The organism is Rickettsia slovaca 13-B (assembly GCF_000237845.1).
Taxonomy (GTDB): domain Bacteria; phylum Pseudomonadota; class Alphaproteobacteria; order Rickettsiales; family Rickettsiaceae; genus Rickettsia; species Rickettsia rickettsii.
Genome location: NC_016639.1, coordinates 607,744 through 632,886 on the forward strand (window position 1 = coordinate 607,744; position 25,143 = coordinate 632,886).

The window sequence follows — 25,143 nt, forward strand, 5'->3', positions numbered from 1 at the left end:
TTGGTATTAATAGGTTCATATGAAAATTAATTCAATAAAAATTGGTCCCTATATTAATTTATTACCTCTTCAATATATACCGAAACATAAAATTTCTTATTTGGAATTCGGTGATCCTAAAAATAAAAATATAATAGTATGTGCTCACGGTTTAACTAGAAATGCTCATGATTTTGATAAAATAGCTAAAGAGTTGAGTAAAAATTATAGAGTAATTGCAATAAATTATCCCGGTCGCAGTGATAGCGAAAATTTTAAAAAAGCTAATCATTATAACTATACGACTTATATTAAAGATACGTTATTTTTTTTAAAAAGGCTAAATATCAAAAATCCTATTTGGCTTGGTACTTCAATGGGCGGTATTATAGGTATGATACTTGCCAGTAAATATAAAAATATTTTTAAAGCCTTAATATTAAATGATATAGGGGCGTTTATTGATGCTGCTCCTTTAATTAAAATTGGAGGTTATGCTAAAAAAACGATACTCTTAGATGATTTGGCTAGTGCAAAAGAACATTTAAAACTTATTTATGCACAAAGCGGTATTAAAGATGAAGAAGATTGGGATTATTTAACAAAATATAGTGTAATTTCTACATTCGGCGGAAAATATAAAATGAATTATGATCCTGCTATAACAAAAGGAATGAAAAATGCTAGTAACCAGGAAGATATTAAACTATGGTCTGTATGGAATAAAATAAAATGTAGAATATTAGTAATTCATGGGATGAAATCTCAAATTTTAACAAAATCTACTATTAAAAAGATGAAAGAAACAAAAATTTTTGATCTTTATGAAATAAAATATGCCGGTCATGCTCCTTCTCTAATGAACCCTGAAGAAATTAACTATGTCAAATCTTGGTTAGAAAAGAAGTCTTAGATTGTATGACCTTGTATTGTACGAACGTTCAGGATGTCATTCCCGCGGAAGCGGGAATCCAGAAAAATAACCTTAATCTTAGTACAAAAATTACATATTTAATACAATAAACATATAAAAAAACTGTTTTTTATATGTTTTTCTGGATTCCTGCTTTCGCATGAATGACATAGGCATCATTTAAATTAATAAATAATAATTATGAAAATTACTACTAAAGTACTAATAATAGGTTCAGGACCTGCGGGCTTAAGTGCCGCTATTTATACAGCTAGAGCTGCTTTAAAACCAATATTAATAAATGGTATGCAGCCAGGCGGGCAGCTTACAATTACCACCGATGTTGAGAACTATCCAGGATTTGCGGAAACGGTGCAAGGACCTTGGCTTATGGAGCAGATGTCTATGCAGGCTAAAAATGTCGGTACGGAAATTGTTAGTGATTACGTAGAAAAGGTGGATTTATCAAAAAGACCTTTTAAAGTATTTACAGGAGCAGGAAATGAATATGACGCGGAGAGCATAATCATTTGTACCGGTGCGGAAGCAAAATGGCTTGGTATAGCTTCAGAGCAGAAATTTCGTGGTTTTGGTGTTTCGGCATGTGCTACTTGCGATGGTTTCTTTTTTAAGAATCAAGAAATAGTTGTAGTAGGGGGAGGAAATAGTGCAGTAGAAGAAGCTTTATACTTAACCAATCATGCTAACAAAGTCACTATAGTGCATAGAAGAGATAGTTTTAGAGCTGAGAAAATATTACAGGATCGATTATTTAAAAATTCTAAAATATCAGTAATTTGGGATCATGTAGTAGATGAGATTGTAGGTAGCAATAAACCAAAATCCGTTACTGGAGTTAAAATTCAAAATGTTCACACCAAAGAGATTAGTTTATTGAATTGTAGTGGTGTATTTATAGCTATTGGGCATGCACCGAATACGGGGCTATTTACCGGACAAATTGTAATGGATGACGATAATTATATCATCACGAAGTCAGGCACTACTAGAACTAGTGTAGAAGGTGTTTTTGCTGCTGGTGACGTTCAGGATAAAATTTATAGACAAGCAGTAACTGCTGCGGGAACAGGCTGTATGGCGGCTCTTGAGGCTGAAAAATTTCTAAATAAATAATTTAGATTTTTTAGCTGTAAATTAACATATAAGTTAATAAAAAATTGTTGCATTTAGTAAGACACTTATTATAGTCATTGTGTATTAATTTAATTAGGTACAAATATATAATGACTTGGAACAAATATACCACCACAAAAACAAAATATTGATACATATCCATTACTTATGAAATTTTTAGTTGGATTAGGTAGTTTTAACATACAAAATTTAGAAGCATTGAAAAATGCTAATTTAGAAATAGAGCTAGCAGAAGCCGCATTTTCAAAAAAATTTTTAATATATTCTGCAATAAAATTTTACTTAAATCATTTTTATCCAAATAGCCAAAGTGAAAAATTTACAGAGCTAGAAATAACCGGAGTTAGATATGATCAAGTGATAAAGGCTCCTGATATTAGGTTAGCTACCGATAAGCCTACGACTACTAATATATTTAAAAATTTGACTTTGGACTCAATATGTTACATCAGAATTGGATTTTTAATGGAGATGACTCAAATGGTTGGCTGCTAGCAAGTATAAATCTTAATAAAGGCGGTTATTTAATAACTTAGAAAAAGTATTTCTCTCAGCTGTGATCTCTTTAGAGTCACAATTAATAAATCCTAAGAAAAAATATTACTCTGATGTTTCATCTGAGGTTATGAGTATGCATGGGGAAATATTAAAGGAGTTAAAGGTAATTATTTAGAGCCATTCAAGAATTTAATAGCTTTTGGCAAAGAAGAAATAAGTCCCTCTGAGTTATGGGTTAAAATAGCTGAGGCTATAAAGGTAGATAAAGTATCAAATTTATTGTGAGAAAATATTCTAGAAGACTTAAACAAGATAGGTGTATGACTTTATTATAATAGAAAACTCTGCTATATTATCTGACATTGGATATAAATTTCTCAAGAAATATTGAATCTTATATTAAACGCAATAGCTCCTGAAGATATCATTAATATTATAAAACATGCTAATTTGGCAAATATTTCTTATGATGTATTAGAAAGTCAAATGGGTGGTGAAGATTTTGGTATAAATAATTCATTATAAATATTTTTCTTGCTAGTATTGCCGTATAATTTTAAGATAAGTTTATAACACTTTTCTCGAGCCATGCAACAACGCCAATGTTCGCTCGCAATGACGATTTTAGTATCCACGCAGGTAAAAATATATGAACTTACTTAAAAACATTACGGGAAAGAATTATATAAACGGTGAATTTATAGAGTTCGGGAAGCAAATATCCGTTATTAATCCTGCGACCTTAAAAGAAATTGCTACACTTCCGAATTTAGGATTATCTGAGATTAATTCAGCGATTAATAATACGGTGACTAGTTTTTCTTTATGGTCACAAAGTTCATTTGAAGCGAGAATAGCAATTCTTAGAAGATGGTATAATTTAGTAATCGAAAATATTGAGGAGTTAAGTCATATATTAACCCCTAGAGCAGGGTAAAGTACTTGCTGAATCAAAAAAAGAAATTTTATATGGAGCCTCTTTTATTGATTGGTATACATATGCTATACATAATATTCATTCGACTATCAAACCCGGTAATAGTAACACTCATAAAATTGTTACGCAATATGAGCCTGTAGGACCGTCTGCTGCTATAACTCCTTGGAATTTTCCCAATGCAATGATTACTCGCAAGGTAGTACCTGCAATAGCTGCGGGTTGCAGCGTTTATATTAAAACCGTCAAGTCTTACGCCTCTATCAGCTTTAGTACTTGCGAAATTTGCAAGCGATGCCGGTTTGCCTGCCGGAGTATTTAATGTAATTACAGGTAGTTCAGATATTATAGGTAAGGCTTTTTGTGAAGATTTTAGGCTTCGGAAATTATCATTTACCGGCGCTACAAATGTCGGTAAAATTCTATATCAAAATGCCGCAAATACTCTAAAACGTTTATCTTTGGAACTTGGCGGCAATGCTCCTTTCATTATAACGGCAGATAATAATTTAGAGAAAGTAGTAAGTGATTTAGTAATCGCTAAAACTAGAAATAGTGGACAGTCTTGTACTTCACCTAACAGAATATTTATAGAAGAATCTATATATGAAAAATTTATAGAAATTCTAAAGGCTAAATTTACTAAGCTTAAAGCCGGTGACGGATTTGATAAGGAATCGGATATAGGTCCGTTAATTAATTCTGCTGCCATAGAAAAAATACAAAAGTTACTCGCTGATGCACAAAGTAAAGGAGCTAAATTAATTTGCGGCGGTAAAACTGTTGATAATTTTATTGAGCCTACTATTATTATTGACTGTTTGGATAATATGGATATCTTTAGAATAGAAATATTCGGTCCGGTAGTTGCTTGTTATAAATTTAAAGATTTGGATGAAGTAATAGAACATGCAAATAATACCGAATACGGCTTGCAAGGATATGTATATTCAAATAATATATCCGTGGCACAAATGATAGCGTCTAAGCTTGATTTTGGTATGGTATCGATTAACGACCCGTTACCTGCAAATGCAAAAGCACCTTTTGCAGGACGTAAAGCTTCAGGTTTTGGAGTTGAAGGCTCATTTGAAGGGATATTTGAATATCTAAATACGAAATATATAAATTTACAGAATTAAGCATGCCCGCATGGTTCCTTTTATGTCATTCCTGCGAAAGCAGGAATCTAGTAAAGAATATAAAAAATATAATTCTTTGTAGCAGTATTAAGATTATTTTTTCTGGATTCCCGCTTTCGCGGGAATGACATAGAAAATATAATAATCTAAATAGTAACAATTATGCTAGTGCTTGTAGATAATATTGAAGTACAAATTGAAAAAATTTATGAAGTATTTGATTTAATAGATAATGAAGGAGCTGATCTTTTGTTATGGGCAGTATCTGATTGTCTTGCCGAGCTATTAGCTCAATATAAAGAATCGTTAACAATTGAATATGTTGATCCTTTGATGCAACTAATTAAAAGGTTTGAAGAGCAAAATACTATAATACCCAAAATGCTTAATAATGCTTTAAGCAATATATTATTAATCCTTGAAGATGGATGTAAAGCTGAAGAATCAGAACTAATAGAAAATATAATTAATAGTTTAAATACTCTTGATATGTTAGGAGGACATGCATAGTAATCTTCCAAAAATCTCAATAGTTTTACCGGTTTATAATAGAAAGAAGCTATTACCTTTTGCTATTGAGAGTTGCCTTAATCAAAGCTTTAAAGACTTTGAGCTTATTATTATTGATGATTGCTCAAAAGATAATAGCGTTATAGTAGCTAGGACATATGCAGAGCAGGATTCACGTATTAAGGTAATAGTAAATGAGACCAATAAAAGATTACCGGCAAGTCTTAATATTGCTTTTAAAGAGGCCAAGGGGGAGTATTTTACTTGGACTTCAGATGATAATCTTTTCCATGAAAATGCTTTAGAAAAAATGGTTAAGATACTTGATAATTCACCTGAGATAGGGCTTGTATATACTGATTATACTTTGATCGATGACCACGGTAAAGTAGGAATAAGACTTTATCAAGAACCTCCTGAGTTTTTACCGATTAGAGATTGCGTCGGTGCATGTTTCTTATATAGAGCCGATTTAGCAAGGCAAGTAGGTGGATATAATGAAAATATGCAGTTAGTGGATGATTATGAATATTGGCTAAGGTTTGGGCTTGTTACGAAATTTGCTCATATACCGGAATCTTTATATTTCTACCGAGTACATGATCAAAGCTTAACAATAGAGCGTAAAGTAGAAGCAAAACAGGCAAAAAGAGTTTTAAAAGCATTATTTAAAGATCAATATATTATTCCTGCTGAGATTAAACCTATAAATGATTTATATAATTGGTTTATTGAAGATAGAAATTTAAGCTCTTATTTTAGGTTATTTAAAATAATTATTTGTAGTCCGGTAATTACTATTTCGTATATTATTAAAAATCTAAGAAGAATAAGGTGATATTTTAATGCTTTAATGTCATTCCCGCTTTTGCGGGAATGACATAGTAGAGCCATAGCACAACATCCTTAAAATAAATGCAAAATCAAGATTTCATACATACATTAAATCCAGAGCAGCAAAAAGCAGTTCTTCACACTGAAGGACCGCTTTTATTGCTTGCAGGTGCAGGGACAGGTAAAACAAAGGTACTTACCTCAAGAATAGCTAATATTATTCACCAAAATTTAGCCTCACCTCAAAATATTCTAGCCGTTACTTTTACTAATAAAGCTGCTAAAGAAATGGCTGAAAGAGTTAATAGTCTAATTAATTGCTATGGTCTTAATATAGGCACTTTCCACTCAATGGCAGCTAGGATATTACGTGACCAGATTGAGCATTTAAATCTTGGTTTAAATAATAGATTTACTATTATTAGTCATGATGATCAATTAAAACTAGTGAAAGATATAGTAAAGCTAAAAGATATTGATACTAAAAAATATGCTCCTAAATTAATACATATCATAATTTCTAGATGGAAAGATCAAGGATTATTACCAACTAAACTATCAGTATCAGATACTAATTTACCGCTGCAGAGGGTTGCAAAACTTGTATACGAAGAATATCAGAAAAATTTACTTATTTCTAATGTTTTAGATTTTGGAGATTTGCTACTTTATAATAATGAGCTTTTTATTAAAAATTCTGAAATACTAAGATATTACCAAGAAAAATATCGATATATTTTAATTGATGAATATCAAGACACTAACGTTGTCCAGTATTTATGGGCAAGAATGCTCGCAAGTTTATATAAAAATATTTGTTGTGTAGGGGATGATGATCAATCTATTTATGGTTGGCGAGGAGCAGAAGTCGGGAATATATTACGTTTTGAAAAAGATTTTGCAGGTGCAACAATTATTAAATTAGAGCAGAATTATAGATCAACTTTGCCAATACTTGCTGCTGCTTCCAATGTTATCAATAATAATAAAAACCGTCACGGTAAAACGTTATGGACGGATAGGGAAAACGGTGAAAAGATAAAAATTATCTCTTGTTGGAGTGATAAAGAAGAAGCAAGATATATAGCCGGTGAAATAGATAAGTTAGTGCGAGAAAACCGGTATAATGCCGGCAATATTGCAATATTAGTACGAGCCGGATTTCAAACAAGAAGTTTTGAGGAAGCGTTTATAAATAGTGCTATGCCTTATAAAATTATAGGCGGTTTGCGGTTCTATGAACGTATGGAAATAAGAGACGTGCTTGCTTATATCCGTATATCTTTGAATCAAAATGACAATCTAGCACTTGAACGTATTATAAATGTGCCGAAAAGGGCAATAGGTGCAGCTAGCTTAAATAAAATTAGAGGCTATGCACTTGAGCGAAATATTTCTAATTTCGCAGCCATTAAAGAAATGCTAGAAATAGGTGAGATTAAAGCAAAATCATATGAAACTCTAAAAGATTTGGTTACTAAAATCGATAATTGGTACGAAAGATTTAGTATAGATGCTCCAATAAACGTAGTTAAAGCAATACTTGATGATTCCGGTTATCTTGAAATGCTTCAAGAAGAAAAAACCGAAGAAGCATTCGGTAGAATCGAAAATATTAACGAAATGCTTAGAGCTATTGCTGAATTTAACGATGTTCATGATTTTATCGAACATTCAAGCTTAGTTATGGAAAATGAAGTGCTTGAAACCAATTACGGTGGCTCTGTTACTATAATGACCCTGCACGCAGCTAAAGGGCTTGAGTTTGACGTGGTATTTTTACCGGGCTGGGAAGAGGGGGTATTTCCGTCTCAAAGATCTCTAGACGAAGACGGCGAAAAAGGCTTAGAAGAAGAACGCCGCATTGCTTATGTCGGTATTACGAGAGCCAAAAAAGACCTCTACATTACTCATGCTGAAAGCAGAAAAATATTTTATGAAATAGTCCGTTCTTACCCTTCAAGGTTCATAACTGAAATCCCTGATGAAATTACGATCAGGACCTCTTCTATGAAAAAATACAATTCTTTTTATAAGTTTTAATTAATTTTCATTCATAAATTTTAAATTGGTTTGCCATAGATTTAAGTGAGTCTCAAGTAGAGCAGATGAACGACGAAAAACGTAATGGCTTAAGCGAAGATGAAGTGATGGATATTAAAAAACCATTAGAAAAAGCTATGTTAGAATTAGCTAACCAAAAAATATCTCAAGAACAATATAGAGAGAAATTAATAGATAAAACATTAGATAACCTTAAAGAAAATGTTTCAGAAACAACATTAGGTAACTACAGAAAATTTCTTACTAAAAATACTACCCCTAAACTTGATAAACAAGAGCAAATTAATGATCCAAAACAAGTAGAAGCATTAACACAAGCAGCATTAAAGATAGCTGAATTTTTAAAAATTACTTTTCAAACAAATGAAAAAGAAGCAAAAGCTTTATCGTCTATTAATGAGTTAGGAGTAAATGAGCCTAATATAATTAAAACTTTATTACCAGCGATAAGTAAACTACCGTCTGAAAAAATGATAGAGCAAGGTAAAGAAATTATCAAGAATTTTGCCCCATTACTTGAGAGCAGCAATTCTGTACTTGTTAACGGTACTAAAAGAGTATTAGCAGAGTTAAATCCTGGATATTTAAGGAACACACGGATGGGGGGGAGAAAGTATAGAATTAGAATTACAAAGAGTAACCAAACCTAAGCTATGGCAAAGAATAGTAGCAGTTTTTACCGGTACGGATTATGCTCAAAAAAATATAGATAAAGCATTTGCTAACTTTGAAAAAAGTAATAGTTTACATATAGAAACGAAAAATTTGTCGGAAGAACTACAAAGAGAAAAACAAGCACCAAATATTGTAAAGCAAAATAAAACAATACCCCAAGGCTATAAGTCTTCTATATCAACCCCTATATCTCATGTTGAAAACCTTAATAAAAGTAGAGAGAGTGGGCAACAGTCAGGGCATAGTAAGTAGTGATTTATATGATAATATAGTTGCGAATTTTTAAAAAGTTTGATAATTTAGTTCATTATATCAAATAACTTAATAATGAGTATTATATGGCAGAGATTATAACTAATATAGATGATACTATTAAAAAAAACGATGAAGTGACTGAGATATTGGCTGCAGTAAAAGATAAAATAGTTGATATAAAAAACGTAGATAGGAGATTAGATACTTTGAATAAAAATATTGTTACTCCCGATCCTATTCAACAATATTTACAATCTGAAGAATATATCACTAGTACGCTTGAAGTACTTGCCAGTAAAATTATTAGTGAAGTTGTAGAAAATAAAGATATACAAAAATTAGTAGATAACTTGCATATCAATTTAGGACAAGATATAAAACTAATACCTAGTGTAGCAGATAAGCTAAAGTTTGATGTCGCAAGGGCTGAAGCAGCACTTAAGGGTTTTGTACTTCCTCTAAATCAAGGAGGACCTTTTGATGAATTATCATTGATGGGTATAGAAGATGAAGAAGAAATCTTTGCCAATCCTATAAGAGCAACTAAAGAAGCATTAATAGCCGTAAGCGGGAAGTCTATACCTAAAGAGCAATATGCACAGGCTGTAAAAGATCAAGCTATAGAAATCTTAAAACAAGATCCTAAAAACACTCCAGACAAACTTGAGAAATATGAAAAATTTATTATGCAAGGAGATAAAAACCAGAAATTTAATAAAAATAGTAAGCAGTTTATCCCAAGAGTAAATCAATTATCTCAAGTGGAATTTAAGGCATTACAAAATGCAGCCACTTATACGGTACAGCAGATTAGTAATAGATTAGAAAAAAATAATAAAATTAGTAAGCAATTAGAACAAATTATTATACTTACTAACTCATCAGGCATAAAGAATCCTGAAATAATAAGGGAATTAAATAAGTTAGATTCTACTTATCTAACTGAGAATAGTACTAAAATAGCCACTGAATTAAAAGATATTAATGATAGAGGTACTTCTTTATGGGAAAAATTTAAGCAGATATTTACAGGTAGAAACTATTTGGAAAAAAGATTAGGAAAAGTTGTAGATAAATATATTACTCTGAGTGATGGATATGTAGTGAAGACAATTAATGATAAAATCTTTTCAAATGCTTTAACAAATCCTGACATTGCTGCAGGTCTAACAAAATTTTTAAATGAAAATAAAGATAAAGTAGCAACTAATCCTGAATTTAAAAATTTAATTCCTGTTACGGGTGAGCCTATTATAGTTCAACCGCAACAAATTAATAATTTTAATTTAGCGGAACTCAGAAAAATCAATCCAATAGCATTTGATAAAACCATATTTGAAGATTCAATAAAACTAAGAAGTTCTAATATAAAACCTCCGCACATCACTCCTAATCCTTCTACTAAAAATCAAGAAGCAGTAAGAAGAAAGGGTTAAATTTTAATATAACTTCATCATTGTGAGGAGGCGTTGTTACATTGCTTCTATGTCATTCCCGCGAAAGCGGGAATCTAGATTTTTTATTGTCACCCCGTGGCGTGTGACCACGGGGTCTTGTATCACCAGCTGAGTCCTAAGATACCGCGATCAAGTTGCAGTATGACATTAAAGGTTACTAGATTGCTGCTTTCGCAGAAATGACATCAGAACATAAAGATTTAGGTGAGATGCTTAAATACTCCTCTTTCCATAATTCATTATAAAGAATAGGATCGATATTACCGCCTGAGATTAGTACTAGTAATTTTTGAGGTTTGGATTGTGTTTTTAAAAAATTTACCACTGAAACCATGTTTATACTACTTGACGGCTCGCATATTACTTTAAGTAAATGAGTAAGCCACGCCGTCCAGTAATATATTTCATATTCTTCTGCTAAATAAAAATCATCAAGTTTTTTCAGATATTCAAATGTACGAGCTGATATACTCAAGGTTTTAAGACCGTCCGCAATAGTATTCGGAGCATAGTTAAATCTATATGTTTTATTATCTTTAACAGATAAATAAGCATCATTGGCATTTAAAGGTTCTGAACCTATTAACAAGCTTGTCGGTGATATTAATTCCTTGGCAAGATATGCGCCGGAAATTAAACCGCCGCCGCCGCAAGAGGCAAAAATAGCATCAGGACTAAAACCTAGCTGCTGTAATGCTTCATAGCATAACGTGCCTGCTCCTGCTATTGTAGAATCACTATCGGAAGGATGCATATAGTAAAATCCTTGCTTTTCATCTTCTTTTGCTTTTTCTTCCGCTTCTTGTCGAGTATATGTATATATAACTTCACCGCCGTAATAAAGAGCTGCTTGCTGTTTTACTTTTGAAGTATTTAACGGTAAATAAATCCTTGTTTTAATACCGAACAATTTACTCGCATAAGCAAGACCGATTCCATGGTTACCCGTACTATAACCGACTATTTTATCAGGTAATTTTCCTTGCTCTTTTAATTCTAATAAATGATTTAACACGCCTCTAACTTTAAATGCACCGGTTTTTTGTAATGATTCAACCTTAAAAAAAATCTCATGACCGAGCATCTCATTTAAGCTTTCAGAGTGAACGATCGGAGTTAAATGTAGATATTGTTTTATTCTATTATGTGCGGCTGCTACATTTTGAGGAGGTTGTAGTAATAAATTCATAAATATAATTAATAATGGTAGCTTGAAATCAGGTTGATACTATATTATATAGTTAATAATTAAAAATTTTAAAAGGTTTTAATTGATGCATAAAAAATCCCTTCCGTTAATGGCACTGAGAGATATGGTAATATTCCCGGGAGTAATTGCGCCTATTTTTGTGGGTAGGCCAAAATCGTTGCAAGCACTCTCTCATACTACCATTTCCGAGGAAGATAATAGTAAATATATTTTAGTAACTTTACAGAAAAAATTTGATCAAGAAAACCCTAGTACACACGAACTTTATAACACAGCTATACTTGCCAAGATTATCCAAATAGTGAAGCTGCCTAATAATACGGCAAAAATCTTAATAGAAGCAGTAGCAAGAGTAAAGCTAAGCAATATCAAAGGCGAGGAAGCTTTTGAAGCAAATTACGAAATTATTCCAGATGAAGAAATATTTGACGTTAATAACATGCGTTCACTCGTTGATAATGCAGTACAACTATTTAGTAAATATGCGATTAATGATAAGAAAGTTAATGCAGAAATTATTGAAACTATCAATAAAGAAATAAGTAATAGCACTAATTTCATAGATATTATAAATATATTAGCCTCACATTTGATAACTTCACTTGAGGCAAAGCAGCATTTATTAGAAGAAACTAGTCCTTTTAAGCGTATCACTACGGTTATTAGTATGCTTACTTCCAATATAGTAAATTCAGAAACCGAGCAGGCATTGCAGCAAAGAGTACGAAAGCAAATCGAAAAAACGCAGCGTGATTATTATCTGCACGAACAAATGAAAGCTATTCAAAAAGAGCTTGATGAAGATAAATCAGAACTTGCCGATATTGAGAAAAAAATTAAAAGTTTAAAATTATCAAAAGAAGCAAAAGAAAAAGCTGAGGCTGAACTTAAGAAACTCCGTACTATGAACCAAATGTCAGCGGAGTCGGGAGTAACGCGTAACTATCTTGAGACATTGCTTAGCCTGCCTTGGGGTAAGTATGATAATAGCAAAATAGATATTAACCAAGCAGAGAAAATTTTAAATCGTGACCATTTTGGACTCGAAAAAGTTAAAGAACGAATTATAGAATATTTAGCGGTATTACAGCGTTCAAGTAAAATTAGAGGACCTATATTATGTTTAATAGGTCCGCCAGGGGTCGGTAAAACTTCACTTGTAAAATCTATTGCCGAAGGAATGGGCAGAAAATATACTAAACTTGCGCTCGGCGGTGTTAGAGACGAAGCAGAAATCAGAGGGCATAGAAAAACTTACCTTGGATCAATGCCCGGTAAAATTTTAGGTCAACTTAAGAAAGTTAAGACTAGTAATCCTGTAATGCTGCTTGATGAAATCGATAAAATGAGTTCTGATTTTAGAGGTGATCCGGCATCCGCTTTGCTTGAGGTATTAGACCCTGAGCAGAATAGTCACTTTGTTGATCATTATCTAGAAGTAGAATATGATCTATCAAATGTAATATTTATTGCTACTGCTAACTCTCATGATTTACCTAGAGCTTTAAGTGATAGAATGGAAAAAATATATATTTCCGGTTATGTAGAGGAAACAAAGCTCCAAATTGCCAGAAATTATTTAGTTCCAAAACAATTTAAAATGCATAAAATCAAAAAAGATGAAATTACTATATCCGAGACGGCAATTTTGGATTTAATTAGATATTATACCAAGGAATCAGGTGTAAGAGCTTTAGAGCGTGAAATAGGGGCATTAACTAGAAAAGCATTAAAGCAGATTTTAGCAGATAAAAGTGTTAAGCATATCGCCATAGATAGTAATCATCTTGAAGAATTTTTAGGAGCTAAGAAATATAATTTCGGGCTTGCCGAGAAAGAAGATCAAATAGGAAGTACTACGGGACTTGCTTACACTGAAGTAGGCGGAGAGCTTTTAACTATAGAGGCTTTAGCATTTCCAGGGAAAGGTGAAATAAAGACCACCGGAAAACTCGGTGATGTTATGAAAGAATCGGCAATGGCTGCCTATAGTTGTTTTAGAAGCAGAGCAACAAATTTTGGATTAAAGTACGACAATTATAAAGATTTTGATATTCACATTCACGTACCGGCCGGAGCTATTCCAAAAGATGGACCGTCTGCCGGCTGTGCTTTGTTTACGACTATTGTTTCGTTGATGACTAAAATACCCGTACATCGTACTGTAGCAATGACCGGTGAAATTACTTTAAGAGGCAATGTTTTACCTATAGGTGGTCTTAAAGAGAAGTTACTTGCTGCAAGTAGGGGAGGTATTAAAACCGTGTTGATTCCTGAAGAAAATGTCAAAGATTTGAAAGATATACCGCCGAATATAAAAGAAAGCCTAGAAATTATATCTGTATCAAATATTGATCAAGTACTTAAGCATGCTTTGGTAGGAACACCGATAAATAAATAGAGATTTGTTAATAGTCAAAATATCATATATTAAATTAATGCAAGCTATAGTAAAGTAATTCTTTTTGACTTTTCAATCAAAATGCGATTTTTCTTGCTTAATTCCTGACTATCTTGAGCTCACCTATTATTATAGACTCTCTTCCTTACGCCTGTCACTAAATTGGGCTGAATTAACTATATTGTTGCGTGGATCAATTTCACCTCTGTCATCCCGTGGTTTGACCATGGGATCCAGTTAAAAATAGTATTTTTTATTGTTTTTATGGACCCCGTGGGGGTGTGACACAGTAATGCTGCTACTACTGCGGCAGCTACTCAAAGCGGTGTATCTGAGGTAGTAAAATCCATGCCTACAATAAAGTTGGAAAGCAGAAAGACAAAACAGCTTAGTTTATCTTTCTGCTTTCCAACTTTCATTGAGAAATTCCTTTAACTTAATTCTAAATACATAATTAAATTTCTACACTACCAAGTAACAATATTTTTTTGGTACAGCGTCGTTCAGAAAGCTTGATACAAGTGAATTTTCTGACATGCGCCTTTGTTCACGTACTTTTTGTACGTTCCGCAGGCTCAGTAGTCAATTCATCTTGTCTAAAGCTTTCTGAATCTAGCTCTATCTGCTTCTATTTTATTATTGTAAAAAAGTTGCTACAAATTATTAATTAAATGTATTAATATTAATGAAAGAATCAAAAATTTTAAGAAAATTTTTAGCAACGGCATCATTATGCGGAACATTATTCACTAGCTCTAATACTGCAGGAGCAACAATTCCTAATCTCGGTAGCGTAAGCTTGAGTTCCGGTGTCGGTCTTGTAGGAGGAGTATTTAATAACGGCAATATTTATTCAAAGGGCTTGGAATTAAAATATCGGCAGATAAAACAAATGCTGTTATTGGCGGGATAAATACATTAATTAATAGCACTACCTGCTTTTGGTGGGGTTGAGGTAAGTCAAAATGTATCAATAGGTGCTTTTAGTGCAACAGTAGGTCTTACTCCTAATTTCACTCCTCTTAAATTTATTAATAATAATGTTACGTCAATTGTTACCGGAGTCGGTAATCAAACATTAGATTTCGCCGGTAAGAATTCTACTTGACAAATTAATAACGGTTTAAATATTACAACTCAGATAGATAATACGGTAGCTGGCAATAACGGTACAATAACATTTGTAGGTACGGGTACTATATCAAATCACATAGGTCTAACTAACTCTCTTGCCGGAATAAATGTAGGAAACGGGGAAGCACAGATTTATATGTCCGGAGCAGGTAATATTACAATTAATGCTGCAAATATAAATCTTACTAACAATAACTCTATACTTACTCTTTTTGACGGTAATATAACAACGTTAACGGGTAATATAAATAATACTACCGGCGTTGACGGTCAAGGGATACTAAATCTAGCTCATGATCTTGGTAGTAGTAACATAATATAACAGGCGATATAGGTAATATAGGCTCATTAGCCGCAGTAAACGTTTTACTTGGGTCGGCAACACTTAATTCTACAATATTAAAAGCTACTAATATTAATTTACAAAGTAATACGTCCGTACTTAATTTAGATGACGACATGTTACGGGTAATATAGACGGTGCTAAAGGAGTAAACGGAAATTTTATAGGGAATGCTATACTTAACGGAAATATAAATAATTTCAATATACTTCAGTGTAATGGAGGTAACGGTAAGATTCTTGATTTACAAGGTAATACTACGGTAAATAGTATTGTTTTTGCAGATAGTGTTTTAGCTGCGGGAACTATAAGTGTTAACAGTCTATTAGATGTAGGAGGTATTACTTTTAATAATAGTAATGCTAGCGGCGGTACTTTAATAATAAATACCGAAAATACAATCAATGTTGCATTATTAAACGCTATACAAGCAAAAATACAAATAAATGCTAATTTAACAATCAATGATCCAAGTGCCGGAGATATAGGTGATATTAGAATAGCGGATAATACGACATATACAATAGATGCAGCAAATGGGAATGTAAATTTGCTAAAATAATAATTTAAACAAATCTGGCAATGATGAATATGGAATAGTGAGAATAGGAGCAATCACAAAATACCTAACCATAGCAAATAACGGTGGACCTTATACTATAGAATACCCATCGCCTTAAGAATTTCATAGTAGACTGAGCAGGTGATGTCGTAGTCGATAATACGGTATTTACGCAGTTACTTAGTATGAATAGCAGGTAACATTTAAACAAGCTTTAGATCTAGGAGCGGGTGGTAACATATTATTTAGAGCAGATGGTGAGTTAATAGTAAATGGTGTGACCAGTTCAGTTACGACCTCTGCAAATAACCAAGGAAATAACCAAGGCACACTGACAATACAAAGCGGTAATGTTAACGGTACGATTGGAGCTAACGGCAGCAGCTTAAAACTCGTAAATATCGGAGCAACCCCCATTACGTTCTCAGCTAATGTATTTGTTCCCGTAGCTTTAAATAAGAATGGCTCTATCTTAGCTTTAGCAGATGGGGTTACGCTAACCGGTAGCGTAGGAGCAAATGGAGCAGTACTTAGCACCGGCGGTGTAGGCGGTACATTGAATTTGATAGGTGACGGTAATGTAACTCAAAATATAGGTACGGATGCTGCAAATAGTCCTGCTAATGCTAATATAAATATCCCTAACTTTACTTAATTCAGTAATATCCATTGCGGCAATTAATTTTTGTGCTTCTGCGGTATTTTCTTTCTGCATAATTCTTATTAATTCTTGATTTGAGGGTTGAAACCATCTAAACATAATTATTTTCTTATTAAATTCTATAAATTTTAATATTTTGTTAAAAATGAGCTTATAGATAGCATCATAATAAGAAGTTTTAAGAATACAATAGAAATTTAACTAAAAGTGCGAACAAATGAGTTGAGGTTACTTTAAGGAATATACAAAGTTAGTTTTTTATAATATTTAAAATTCGGAATTTAAAAGAGTTTAATATAACAATTAAAACAAAAGGCGAATAAAAGGAGCATATGAATTTTTTAGAAAACGACAGGAAATCCCGAAACCTGAAAGGGGTTGGCGAGAGTGACGGGACTCGAACCCGCGACCTTCTGCGTGACAGGCAGATGCTCTAACCAACTGAGCTACACCCCCTTATATACTCTTCTGCTTTTAAGAATTGCTCTTTCATTTTATCAAGGATTGCATCTTTATCTATTAAGTATAGGCTGCGGGTGCTCACCTCTCAAAATAAAATTCAATTCTTGAAATCATTTGAGTATACGTAAAAGATAACAATGTATATAACAATTCTTCTATTTCTGCAAGAGTAAAATATCGTATTTTATCAAAAAATATACAGAACCTAACATCTAGCTTATTCCTAATATTATAATTACTAGATATCTCTATTAATCCAAATTAGTCACTACTAGTTGAAGCCTTGAAAATTATTATACTTTTTAAGGCCTTTGTTAAAAAAGAAAAACCTAGTAGTTACATTTATATTAATAAAATCTTACTTTGTTAATAATTATTAGAGGTTTTATATGACTAAACCATATGTCATTAAATTAACTACTCCTTTTGAGCGTATTAAACTTTATAATCCTATACCCGATATTGCTCTTAGAAGTGCTATTATTATGCAGGCAATAATAGATGCAACTAATACTTCTACCAAGAAAGAGGCAACAAAAGCAGAATATAACGCTAAAAAATGGCTTGTTGAAAATAATGAAAATTTTAATGCTACCTGCTTAGAAATTGGCATTGAGCCTAATTATGTAAGAAAGACTGCTAAAAAACTAATTAAATCGCAACAAAATAAGGATAAGCGTCCTAAACTCTACGGCTAAAGTTTAAATAAATTAATTTGTAATAAAACTTGAAATTACTCTAAATATAAATTAATTGTATAGGTGTTACTTAGTAACGCCTATATATTAATTATTTCAGATTATAAAGGTTATTTATGATTATTTCAGTTTCAGGTCAACATATTTCTATCGGTAATAATTTACAAGAATATTCAAAAGAGAGGGCTACGCAAGTCGTTAAAAAATATTTTACCAATATAATAAATATAGATATACATTTTTCAAAAGAAGGAATTAACTTTAAATGTGATATTATAGTAAAATATGGCTCCGGTAAACATAATATAGTCAAAAGTAATGATAGTTGTAGTGATATATATGTAGCTTTTGATAAAGCTATGTCAAAACTAGAAAAACAGCTTAGAAAATATAAATCAAAATTCAAAAATCATCATGCGGGTAAAGTAAAAATATCAGAAATTGCTTACGAAGGTACCAAATATATTATTAATCCGCAATCTGATAGTGAAACCTCTAACGCCGAAGATAATGATAATCCGGCAATTATCGCTGAAAAGCCTGTAGAAATATTAAAATTATCAGTAAAAGAAGCGGTAATGCAAATGGATTTAGAAGATTTACCTGCAGTAGTATTTAAAAATATAAATAATGATCGTATCAATATAGTTTATTATCGTAAAGACGGTAATATTTCTTGGGTAGATTATAATTAATGCTCATTATCCCTTACAAAGGAGTTACGCCAAGAATCGATAAAAGTGCATATATTGCCGAAAGCAGCTCTTTAATAGGAGATGTTGAAATAGGTAGTAATTCAAGCATTTGGTTTAATACGGTTCTTAGAGGCGACGTTGAATCGATAAAAATAGGAAATAATACTAACGTACAAGACGGTAGTGTAATTCATGCTTCAAGGTTTAACGGACCGGTAGAAATAGGCGATAATATAACTATCGGTCATCTCTCTCTTATTCATGCCTGTACAATACATAATAATGCTTTTATCGGTATGAGTGCTACGATAATGGATTATGCAGTAATAGAAGAATATGCTTTTATTGCTGCAGGCAGTCTTATCCTGCCAAAGAAGATAATTAAATCTCAAGAATTATGGATGGGATCCCCTGCAAAATTTGTTAGATATTTAACCGATCAAGATTTAGAATATATGCAAGATAATGTAAGACATTATGTAGAACTTGCAAATGTTTATAAGATACTCGTTTAATTTGAAAAATTGGCGTCGTCTATCTACTTTTTACGTATCAAGAGTATATAAGGAATCCTTAAATGCCTTAACCGTATTTTTAAGTAAAAACGCAATAGTCATCGGTCCGATGCCGCCTGGGACGGGAGTAATATATTGTACTTTAGACTGAACATTTTCCAAATCAACATCACCGATAATTTTATTGCTGCTAATTCTATTAATGCCTACATCAATTACTATAGATTCAGGATTAAAATATTCTGCAGTTAATTTTAAAGGTGAGCCTATTGCAGCAACGACAATATCGGCTTTAGAAGTAATAGAGCGTAAATTGTGTGTCTTAGAATGACAAATAGTAACGCTGCAATTTTCCTTTAACAGTAAAGCACTTAAAGGTTTGCCTACTATATTTGAGCGTCCAATAATTACAACGTTTTTACCGGTTAAATTAGGTTCGTATTTTTTTATAACTGCAAGACAACCAAGAGCAGTGCAGGGAATAAAGCCTTGACTAATTCCGCTATGTAAGTAACCGACATTTAAAGGGTGGAAACCATCGATATCTTTAGAAGGTGATACTGCAGATAAAATTTTATTTTTATCTATGGAGCTTGGCAAAGGAAGCTGAACTATAATTCCTGAAATCTCGTTATCAAGGTTTAACTCATTGATTTTTGATATTAAATCATTAGTATGAATAGTAGCAGATAGATTTATTAATAAAGTATAAATTCCTATTTTATGTGCATTTTTTATTTTGTTTCTTACATAAATAATGCTTGTCGGATTATCGCCTACTAGGACTATAGCAAGCTTCGGTGAAGCGTTGGTTTGGCTTGTAAGTTCTTGAATTTCTAGCTTTAAGTCTGCTAGTATCTCATTGGCTAATGCTTTACCGTCAATTATATTATTCACTCTTATTTTTGTCTCCGTTCAGTTTTAACGTCATTGCAAGGAAATTACGTAAGTAATTGACGAAGCAATCTCAGGAGTTTGTTATTGTTTCATGAGATTGTCACGCTCTCTACGGTTGCTCGCAATGACGATCTCTTTATTTAGTCACGCTCTTACTTCTTTTCCCCGTATTTTTGGTAGTAGAATACTCAAAATGTAGAGCTTTGCCGTCAAATACTCTACTATAAGCATGATGAAGACTGCTTGCCGCTTCAGCAAAACCCGTAAGAATCAGCTTAAGCTTACCAACATAATGAGCAATATCGCCAATGGCGTAAATACCTTCTATATTAGTTTGATAATAGGAAGAGTCTACTTCAATATGGTGAAGCTTAACATTTAAACCCCAATTTGCTAAGCTACCTAAATCTTGTTTTAAACCAAAAAAAGGTAGTAATATATTGGCATCCAGTTTGCGAGTATTATTTTGTAAATCTTTAACTATAACCGATTGAAGTTCACTATTATTACCATCTAAAGCATTTAATTGATAACCGGTTATTAACTCGATTTTATCGGTTTCTGCAATATGCCTTAATTGCCTTACGCTTTCAGGAGCTGCCGTAAATTTATCCCGCCTATGTACTAAATATATTTTATTTGCAATATCTGAAAGAGAAATAGCCCAGTCAACAGCCGAATCCCCGCCGCCTGCTATAACTATATTTTTACCCGCAAATTTGCTTTTATCATTGATGAAATAAAAAACTGACTTGCTTTCAAAATCTTCAATATTCGCAAGGGGCGGTTTGTTTGGACCGAATGAACCTGCTCCTGCTGCAATAATAATAACTTTGCTTTTAATAAGAGTGTTTTTTGAGGTTTTAATTTCAAAAAAATCATCTTGTTTATTTAGCTCTATAGCTTGCTGATTTAAATGATATATAGGGTTAAAAGGAGCTGCTTGAAGTGCTAACTGTTTTATTAGCTCTTCTGCTGCAATTTTAGGATATGCCGGTATATCGTAAATAGGCTTTTCAGGATATAGGGTAATACACTGACCGCCGATAACTTCTTGTGCATCAATAACATGACACTTCATGCCAAGCATTCCTGCTTGAAAAACTGCAAATAATCCAACCGGACCGGCACCTATTATTACAACATCAGTATTATACATACTTTTTATATTTAAATTTTAAAGAGGATTTTATTGGATATTGAGAAAATAATCAATGGTTATGTGAGTATATTTATAGAAATCCAACACTTTCGCAGGGGGATTTTTAAAAACTGTCGGATATTATACTAGACGAGATGCATTTAAAGGTTGTGCTGCATTCCACTTTTCTTCTACGGGTTCTAATATATCCGCTTTTATCTCGGCTTTGTTTTGTAGCATACCGAATAATGAGATTTTTTTAGTATTTATAGGTAATATTTGTGCTACTTCCCTATCGCTTTTGGTAATTATAATAGATTCTTTATCTGTTTGTAATTTTTCTATATAAAGAATCTATTTATAGCTAATTTGGGTTATATTCATTATATTTTAATGTAAAAAATAAAATTTAAAGAAAAACCAAAACAAATTCTGTGGGGCAAATATCATCAATTCATGTTTAAATATAACCATTTCTTAAACTAGCCTTGTAAAATCGTTAAACTTTGTAAAAGATTAATAATAGAAATTAATTATTTTTATAATAAATTATGAAAATTAAGATTCTACGAAATATTATCGGTTTTATTATCTTAACTATAAGTACGGGCAATAGTTTTGCCTCCTCCGCTAATGCTTTTTTCCTTGTTAGTGCGATGGTGTATAGTTCGGCTACTCCTTTAGCTTTCGGTACGTATGTTCCAACTGTCGATGCTCTACAAATACAATTATAATAAAGTGTATTTTAGGTACTAATTATACTGTTTCATTAAATGCCGGTACTGCACCTGCTGCTACAACTAGTACCCGTAAAATGACTGGTGTTGTTAACACTAATAGTTATTTACCTTATAATCTTTACTCCAATGCAGGGAGAACGCAGAATTGGGGAAATCAATCAAGTGACTGGGTAATTGGAACAGGACTAGATCAAACGCTCACAATATACGGCAAAATACCTCAAGGAGCAAATGTTCCTTCCGATACTTATAATGATACAATTACAATAATCGTGGCATATTGATATAAATATTTTTTAAGATTTCTACCTATCCTATCTATATTCTTGACTTTTAATTCTTTTGCCAGTGCCACTATCGTACCTGCCAATATATAGTAATAGAATAGCAACTATGACGGTGCAAAATAATGATTATGCACCTAAAAAGTTTCAATTAATTCGTTTAAAGCGTACATATAAAGATGGTATAGAAGAATATAAAGAAACTAAAGATTTAGTGGCAACTCCGGTAACATTTACCTTACATGATGGTAAAATACAATTGACGGGTAGCTTTAAAAAACACACAGAATTATTCTACTAAAGCAAAATATAGAATTTTTATAAAAGAATTACCTCGTAGAGTGAAGTTAGAGAATAGTGTTACCTCCACCGTAGATCTTGTTGTTCAGCATAGTATACCTATAACAATATCAGGTTAAAAATCTTTAAAACTAAATAAATTAAAGCACTGTGCTTTTTAAATACAATAATATCAGTTTTTATAGGTATTATTTTTTTATACCGGTGAGTTTTGCAGGTGGAGTTATCTCTGAATCTCTTGGTGATACTTCGCCTTGAATCGCAGCGGATACAAACGTACATGAGGATAAGGAGTTAGGGTTATTGCCCCAATTACCTCTAGCAGTAGAATTTGAGAATAGCGCTAATGAAATTGCGGGTGAGAGTGAATTGATGGTTTCGTTAGAAGTTAATTATACCGAAACCGATATATTGCCGACTATAGTGCAAAACGCTCAAGGTCATTATTTAATTCCTCTTGAAGATATAGAACATTTTGATGTTCAAGAAGATTATCTTAAGCAGGGTTTAGTGAATTATCATGATACTGCATATATTAATTTAGATTTGCTTGAGGGTACTAAATATGATTTAAACTTTGAGAATTTAGATTTAAATATTACTTTTCCAGCAGAAAAATTCAACCTCAATCATTTGATGCTTCAGGTGGTCCTATGAAGAACGTCGATACTAAACTTATTAGTGGGGTATATTTAAACTATGATGTGACTCTTAGTCCAAATGATGATATTAATTATTTAGCTGGAGTAGAGGAACTCAATTATTTCACTGAACACGGTGTATAGTTATAGTTTCTTATTTCAAACTGAAGTCGTTAAATCAAATTTTTCTAAAATCACAAATACCACAAAAAACCAAAATAAATTTACACGTTTAGACACAAATTGGACATATGAGAATGTGGATAAGATGACTAATTGGTGGGTAGGGGATTAATAGCATAACTAAAGTGTCTTCTTGGTCTAATTCAACTAGATTTGCCGGTATTCAGTATGCTACTAATTTTGCAGTTAGACCGAATTTAGTTACCTATCCGTTACTGGATTTTAGAGGGAAATCAGAACTGCCAAGCAGTATAGAGATATTTTCAAATAGTATACCTATATATAATGCTAAAGCTCATATGGGGGATTTTGATATAACCAATATTCCGGTTATCACCGGTAGAGGTGATTTAATAGTTAAAACGCACGATATAACCGGTAAAGTTTAGACAATTACTATTCCTTATTACGCATCACCGAGCTTATTACGTCCCGGGCTTTCACATTTCTCTTACGAAGCAGGTTTTCAAAGACAAGATTTTACTATATATAGCAGTGCTTATAAATATTTAGTTCTAAATACTGATTATATGCTTGGTATGAATGATTATTTAACAAGCGGTGGACATGCAGTAGGGGTAATAATTTAAAAATCGGAAATTTATTATAGGCATTTCAGCTGCAAATAATATCAAAAATTTCGGTCGCTGTCAAAGAATTAATTGCGGCTATACTTATGAATCGGAATATTTTGATATTAATAGTAATTTAGATTGGAATAATAGTAATTATCAGGACGTATATAACGATCCTGATAAAATTTTCTCAAGTTTAAATTATCAGATTTCAGCTAGTTGCGGTAATACCGATTTTGGTAATATAAGTGTTAATTTTTTGTCTTTTGTCGTAAATAACACAATGCAAAAAGGTAAACGCCCCAATATATTATCATCGACTTATCAAAGAAATATTACTAAAAAAGGTTTCTTAAGTTTTACTATAGGTACCGATTTAAACAGTAAACGTAAAAATAATTTTGCCTATATACCATTTAACTTAAATTTAGATTCCAATAAAAGCATTTCATTGACCGATTTATATCAAAATAAATATCATACAAAGCAACTTGGTGTTTCCTCGCCGATTACTTCAAATATGGGATGGGGATATAATGCTAACCTGATCAAAGCTAAAGCTACAAATTACAATGTACAAGTTAACCGTAACGGTAAAAATAATGATATTGGAGTTTATCTGCAGAAAAATGATACCGAAATAATGAAACAGTTTAATATCAAAGGAGGAATTTTCTCTATTGATAAAAGCTATTATGAGACAAGACCGATTAACGGAGGTCTTGCTTTGATTAAAGTAAATAGTTTAAAGAATGTCGGGGTTTATAATAATAGCGGGTGATACCGATGATAAAGGTAAAATGCTTGTACCTAACTTAACACCGTATGTTCCTTCCGAAATAAGACTAGACGATGAAAATCTACCTCTTAATACAGAGTTTGAAGAAATTGCTTTGAAAGTTGCTCCAAGAACAAAATCAGCGGTATTATTAGACTTTAATATTAAAATAATTAAAAGCATTGAAATGACAGTATTTGATAGTACGTGAGTATTGAAGGTTTAGATGAAGAAATATTTGTAGGCTATGACGGTAAGATATATATTAAAGATCTTGAAGTATTAAACGGTTCTATTTGTGACGAGAATGAGGAGAATAATAAATGCTGTTTAGCGTACCGGTTAATAGAGATTTAAATGACCCTGTAATTGATTTAGGCGAAGCAATATGCAAATGAAGACTTTATTGTTACTCCTGTGTGGACTAAAAACGCTCCGTTGTCATACCGTGGTGGTCAAGCCACGGTATGACAAATTCTTTTTAAGCAATGTCAAGAAATCAAT

At 32.3% G+C, this 25,143-nt stretch carries 26 protein-coding genes, 1 tRNA gene and 4 pseudogenes; 25 read left to right on the forward strand and 6 right to left on the reverse strand.

The features are described 5' to 3' along the window. Positions 1 to 19 precede the first annotated feature (19 nt). The 10 genes and pseudogenes from RSL_RS03175 (at position 20) to RSL_RS03215 (ending at position 10,398) form a co-directional block, all read left to right on the forward strand. Positions 20 to 892 (forward strand): alpha/beta fold hydrolase, encoded by an 873-nt coding sequence (locus tag RSL_RS03175; RefSeq protein ID WP_010977247.1) that lies wholly within the window; start codon positions 20 to 22, stop codon positions 890 to 892. Positions 893 to 1,093: 201 nt separating this feature from the next. Then, positions 1,094 to 2,026 carry a thioredoxin-disulfide reductase gene (gene trxB, locus RSL_RS03180; RefSeq protein WP_014273478.1) on the forward strand — a complete coding sequence of 311 codons (933 nt, stop codon included), beginning with the start codon at positions 1,094 to 1,096 and terminating at the stop codon, positions 2,024 to 2,026. Positions 2,027 to 2,245: 219 nt separating this feature from the next. Beyond that, positions 2,246 to 2,542: a hypothetical protein gene (locus tag RSL_RS03185; protein ID WP_004995724.1), complete on the forward strand. Its 297-nt coding sequence runs from the start codon at positions 2,246 to 2,248 to the stop codon at positions 2,540 to 2,542. A gap of 390 nt (positions 2,543 to 2,932) precedes the next feature. Beyond that, positions 2,933 to 3,070 carry a hypothetical protein gene (locus RSL_RS09090; RefSeq protein ID WP_012262387.1) on the forward strand — a complete coding sequence of 46 codons (138 nt, stop codon included), beginning with the start codon at positions 2,933 to 2,935 and terminating at the stop codon, positions 3,068 to 3,070. A gap of 124 nt (positions 3,071 to 3,194) precedes the next feature. Further along, positions 3,195 to 4,624, forward strand: a pseudogene (locus tag RSL_RS03190) (NAD-dependent succinate-semialdehyde dehydrogenase). A gap of 162 nt (positions 4,625 to 4,786) precedes the next feature. Further along, positions 4,787 to 5,134, forward strand: a complete 348-nt coding sequence (locus RSL_RS03195) for a hypothetical protein (RefSeq protein WP_012736385.1) — start codon at positions 4,787 to 4,789, stop codon at positions 5,132 to 5,134. Continuing rightward, the gene (locus RSL_RS03200; protein ID WP_014273481.1) at positions 5,127 to 5,972 is read left to right on the forward strand and encodes a glycosyltransferase; all 846 of its coding nucleotides are present in this window, start codon (positions 5,127 to 5,129) and stop codon (positions 5,970 to 5,972) included. The genes RSL_RS03195 and RSL_RS03200 overlap by 8 nt, the downstream gene beginning before the upstream one ends. A 77-nt stretch (positions 5,973 to 6,049) precedes the next feature. Beyond that, the gene (gene pcrA, locus RSL_RS03205) at positions 6,050 to 8,011 is read left to right on the forward strand and encodes a DNA helicase PcrA (RefSeq protein ID WP_014273482.1); all 1,962 of its coding nucleotides are present in this window, start codon (positions 6,050 to 6,052) and stop codon (positions 8,009 to 8,011) included. A gap of 65 nt (positions 8,012 to 8,076) precedes the next feature. Continuing rightward, positions 8,077 to 8,682, forward strand: coding sequence for a hypothetical protein (locus RSL_RS03210; RefSeq protein WP_014273483.1), 606 nt, complete (start codon positions 8,077 to 8,079; stop codon positions 8,680 to 8,682). 363 nt (positions 8,683 to 9,045) lie between these two features. After that, positions 9,046 to 10,398, forward strand: a complete 1,353-nt coding sequence (locus RSL_RS03215; protein ID WP_014273484.1) for a hypothetical protein — start codon at positions 9,046 to 9,048, stop codon at positions 10,396 to 10,398. A 178-nt stretch (positions 10,399 to 10,576) separates the two neighbouring features. On the opposite strand, the gene RSL_RS03220 is transcribed toward RSL_RS03215, so the two are convergent. Beyond that, a complete protein-coding gene (locus tag RSL_RS03220; protein ID WP_010977257.1) occupies positions 10,577 to 11,608 on the reverse strand; it encodes a serine/threonine dehydratase in 1,032 nt (343 codons plus the stop codon). Positions 11,609 to 11,693: 85 nt separating this feature from the next. On the opposite strand from RSL_RS03220, the gene lon reads away from it, so the two are divergent. The 3 genes from lon (at position 11,694) to RSL_RS07725 (ending at position 15,486) form a co-directional block, all read left to right on the forward strand. After that, on the forward strand, positions 11,694 to 14,030 hold the full coding sequence (gene lon, locus RSL_RS03225; protein WP_014419811.1) for an endopeptidase La: 2,337 nt from the start codon (positions 11,694 to 11,696) through the stop codon (positions 14,028 to 14,030). Between the two features lie 685 nt (positions 14,031 to 14,715). Beyond that, a complete protein-coding gene (locus RSL_RS03230) occupies positions 14,716 to 14,943 on the forward strand; it encodes a hypothetical protein (protein WP_016926253.1) in 228 nt (75 codons plus the stop codon). Between the two features lie 357 nt (positions 14,944 to 15,300). Further along, positions 15,301 to 15,486 carry a hypothetical protein gene (locus tag RSL_RS07725; RefSeq protein WP_193384670.1) on the forward strand — a complete coding sequence of 62 codons (186 nt, stop codon included), beginning with the start codon at positions 15,301 to 15,303 and terminating at the stop codon, positions 15,484 to 15,486. Between the two features lie 231 nt (positions 15,487 to 15,717). Here the strand turns inward: RSL_RS07725 and RSL_RS03240 are convergent, their stop codons facing one another. After that, complete coding sequence (locus tag RSL_RS03240) at positions 15,718 to 15,972, reverse strand: hypothetical protein (protein WP_014419812.1); 255 nt, start codon at positions 15,970 to 15,972, stop codon at positions 15,718 to 15,720. A gap of 374 nt (positions 15,973 to 16,346) precedes the next feature. Between RSL_RS03240 and RSL_RS09925 the strand changes: the two genes are divergently transcribed. After that, positions 16,347 to 16,724 (forward strand): cell surface protein, encoded by a 378-nt coding sequence (locus tag RSL_RS09925; protein ID WP_231287761.1) that lies wholly within the window; start codon positions 16,347 to 16,349, stop codon positions 16,722 to 16,724. Positions 16,725 to 17,109: 385 nt separating this feature from the next. Here the strand turns inward: RSL_RS09925 and RSL_RS03250 are convergent. Then, a tRNA-Asp gene (locus RSL_RS03250) sits at positions 17,110 to 17,186 on the reverse strand. A gap of 395 nt (positions 17,187 to 17,581) precedes the next feature. Here RSL_RS03250 and RSL_RS03255 point away from each other — a divergent pair. From RSL_RS03255 to RSL_RS03265, 3 genes are all read left to right on the forward strand, one after another. Beyond that, the gene (locus tag RSL_RS03255) at positions 17,582 to 17,890 is read left to right on the forward strand and encodes a hypothetical protein (RefSeq protein WP_010977262.1); all 309 of its coding nucleotides are present in this window, start codon (positions 17,582 to 17,584) and stop codon (positions 17,888 to 17,890) included. 116 nt (positions 17,891 to 18,006) lie between these two features. Continuing rightward, the gene (gene hpf, locus RSL_RS03260; RefSeq protein ID WP_014273486.1) at positions 18,007 to 18,585 is read left to right on the forward strand and encodes a ribosome hibernation-promoting factor, HPF/YfiA family; all 579 of its coding nucleotides are present in this window, start codon (positions 18,007 to 18,009) and stop codon (positions 18,583 to 18,585) included. Further along, complete coding sequence (locus tag RSL_RS03265) at positions 18,585 to 19,100, forward strand: gamma carbonic anhydrase family protein (RefSeq protein ID WP_014273487.1); 516 nt, start codon at positions 18,585 to 18,587, stop codon at positions 19,098 to 19,100. Before hpf ends, RSL_RS03265 begins: the two co-directional genes overlap by 1 nt. Positions 19,101 to 19,130: 30 nt before the next feature. On the opposite strand, the gene folD is transcribed toward RSL_RS03265, so the two are convergent. The 3 genes and pseudogenes from folD to RSL_RS09930 all read right to left on the reverse strand — a co-directional run bounded on the left by folD (position 19,131) and on the right by RSL_RS09930 (position 21,492). After that, positions 19,131 to 19,997, reverse strand: coding sequence for a bifunctional methylenetetrahydrofolate dehydrogenase/methenyltetrahydrofolate cyclohydrolase FolD (folD, locus tag RSL_RS03270; protein WP_014273488.1), 867 nt, complete (start codon positions 19,995 to 19,997; stop codon positions 19,131 to 19,133). A 152-nt stretch (positions 19,998 to 20,149) separates the two neighbouring features. Beyond that, positions 20,150 to 21,156: pseudogene (locus RSL_RS03275) on the reverse strand (NAD(P)/FAD-dependent oxidoreductase). Between the two features lie 123 nt (positions 21,157 to 21,279). After that, the gene (locus RSL_RS09930; RefSeq protein ID WP_049779720.1) at positions 21,280 to 21,492 is read right to left on the reverse strand and encodes a hypothetical protein; all 213 of its coding nucleotides are present in this window, start codon (positions 21,490 to 21,492) and stop codon (positions 21,280 to 21,282) included. Positions 21,493 to 21,689: 197 nt separating this feature from the next. On the opposite strand from RSL_RS09930, the pseudogene RSL_RS10985 reads away from it, so the two are divergent. The 8 genes and pseudogenes from RSL_RS10985 to RSL_RS09310 all read left to right on the forward strand — a co-directional run bounded on the left by RSL_RS10985 (position 21,690) and on the right by RSL_RS09310 (position 24,996). Continuing rightward, positions 21,690 to 22,162, forward strand: a pseudogene (locus RSL_RS10985) (Csu type fimbrial protein). Positions 22,163 to 22,271: 109 nt separating this feature from the next. Beyond that, positions 22,272 to 22,581 (forward strand): annotated as a pseudogene (locus tag RSL_RS10660) (fimbria/pilus periplasmic chaperone). A 184-nt stretch (positions 22,582 to 22,765) separates the two neighbouring features. Then, positions 22,766 to 23,119, forward strand: coding sequence for a hypothetical protein (locus RSL_RS03295; RefSeq protein ID WP_014419814.1), 354 nt, complete (start codon positions 22,766 to 22,768; stop codon positions 23,117 to 23,119). Beyond that, complete coding sequence (locus RSL_RS03300) at positions 23,116 to 23,247, forward strand: hypothetical protein (RefSeq protein ID WP_012150834.1); 132 nt, start codon at positions 23,116 to 23,118, stop codon at positions 23,245 to 23,247. Before RSL_RS03295 ends, RSL_RS03300 begins: the two co-directional genes overlap by 4 nt. 164 nt (positions 23,248 to 23,411) lie before the next feature. Beyond that, positions 23,412 to 23,675: a hypothetical protein gene (locus tag RSL_RS03310; RefSeq protein WP_231287766.1), complete on the forward strand. Its 264-nt coding sequence runs from the start codon at positions 23,412 to 23,414 to the stop codon at positions 23,673 to 23,675. A 445-nt stretch (positions 23,676 to 24,120) separates the two neighbouring features. Next, a complete protein-coding gene (locus RSL_RS09950; RefSeq protein WP_233417491.1) occupies positions 24,121 to 24,642 on the forward strand; it encodes a hypothetical protein in 522 nt (173 codons plus the stop codon). Then, complete coding sequence (locus RSL_RS03325) at positions 24,614 to 24,850, forward strand: fimbria/pilus outer membrane usher protein (protein ID WP_004995697.1); 237 nt, start codon at positions 24,614 to 24,616, stop codon at positions 24,848 to 24,850. Before RSL_RS09950 ends, RSL_RS03325 begins: the two co-directional genes overlap by 29 nt. Then, the gene (locus RSL_RS09310; protein WP_167316225.1) at positions 24,847 to 24,996 is read left to right on the forward strand and encodes a hypothetical protein; all 150 of its coding nucleotides are present in this window, start codon (positions 24,847 to 24,849) and stop codon (positions 24,994 to 24,996) included. Before RSL_RS03325 ends, RSL_RS09310 begins: the two co-directional genes overlap by 4 nt. Positions 24,997 to 25,143: the final 147 nt, after the last annotated feature.

Bases quoted from the DNA above. Each gene is read 5' to 3' on its own strand.
- RSL_RS03175 (WP_010977247.1), top strand. From the start codon at position 20: ATGAAAATTAATTCAATAAAAATTGGTCCCTATATTAATTTATTACCT.
- trxB (WP_014273478.1), top strand. From the start codon at position 1,094: ATGAAAATTACTACTAAAGTACTAATAATAGGTTCAGGACCTGCGGGC.
- RSL_RS03195 (WP_012736385.1), top strand. From the start codon at position 4,787: ATGCTAGTGCTTGTAGATAATATTGAAGTACAAATTGAAAAAATTTAT.
- RSL_RS03200 (WP_014273481.1), top strand. From the start codon at position 5,127: ATGCATAGTAATCTTCCAAAAATCTCAATAGTTTTACCGGTTTATAAT.
- pcrA (WP_014273482.1), top strand. From the start codon at position 6,050: ATGCAAAATCAAGATTTCATACATACATTAAATCCAGAGCAGCAAAAA.
- RSL_RS03210 (WP_014273483.1), top strand. From the start codon at position 8,077: ATGAACGACGAAAAACGTAATGGCTTAAGCGAAGATGAAGTGATGGAT.
- RSL_RS03215 (WP_014273484.1), top strand. From the start codon at position 9,046: ATGGCAGAGATTATAACTAATATAGATGATACTATTAAAAAAAACGAT.
- RSL_RS03220 (WP_010977257.1), bottom strand. From the start codon at position 11,608: ATGAATTTATTACTACAACCTCCTCAAAATGTAGCAGCCGCACATAAT.
- lon (WP_014419811.1), top strand. From the start codon at position 11,694: ATGCATAAAAAATCCCTTCCGTTAATGGCACTGAGAGATATGGTAATA.
- RSL_RS03230 (WP_016926253.1), top strand. From the start codon at position 14,716: ATGAAAGAATCAAAAATTTTAAGAAAATTTTTAGCAACGGCATCATTA.
- RSL_RS07725 (WP_193384670.1), top strand. From the start codon at position 15,301: ATGTCCGGAGCAGGTAATATTACAATTAATGCTGCAAATATAAATCTT.
- RSL_RS03255 (WP_010977262.1), top strand. From the start codon at position 17,582: ATGACTAAACCATATGTCATTAAATTAACTACTCCTTTTGAGCGTATT.
- hpf (WP_014273486.1), top strand. From the start codon at position 18,007: ATGATTATTTCAGTTTCAGGTCAACATATTTCTATCGGTAATAATTTA.
- RSL_RS03265 (WP_014273487.1), top strand. From the start codon at position 18,585: ATGCTCATTATCCCTTACAAAGGAGTTACGCCAAGAATCGATAAAAGT.
- RSL_RS03300 (WP_012150834.1), top strand. From the start codon at position 23,116: ATGAAGAACGTCGATACTAAACTTATTAGTGGGGTATATTTAAACTAT.
- RSL_RS03325 (WP_004995697.1), top strand. From the start codon at position 24,614: ATGTCGGGGTTTATAATAATAGCGGGTGATACCGATGATAAAGGTAAA.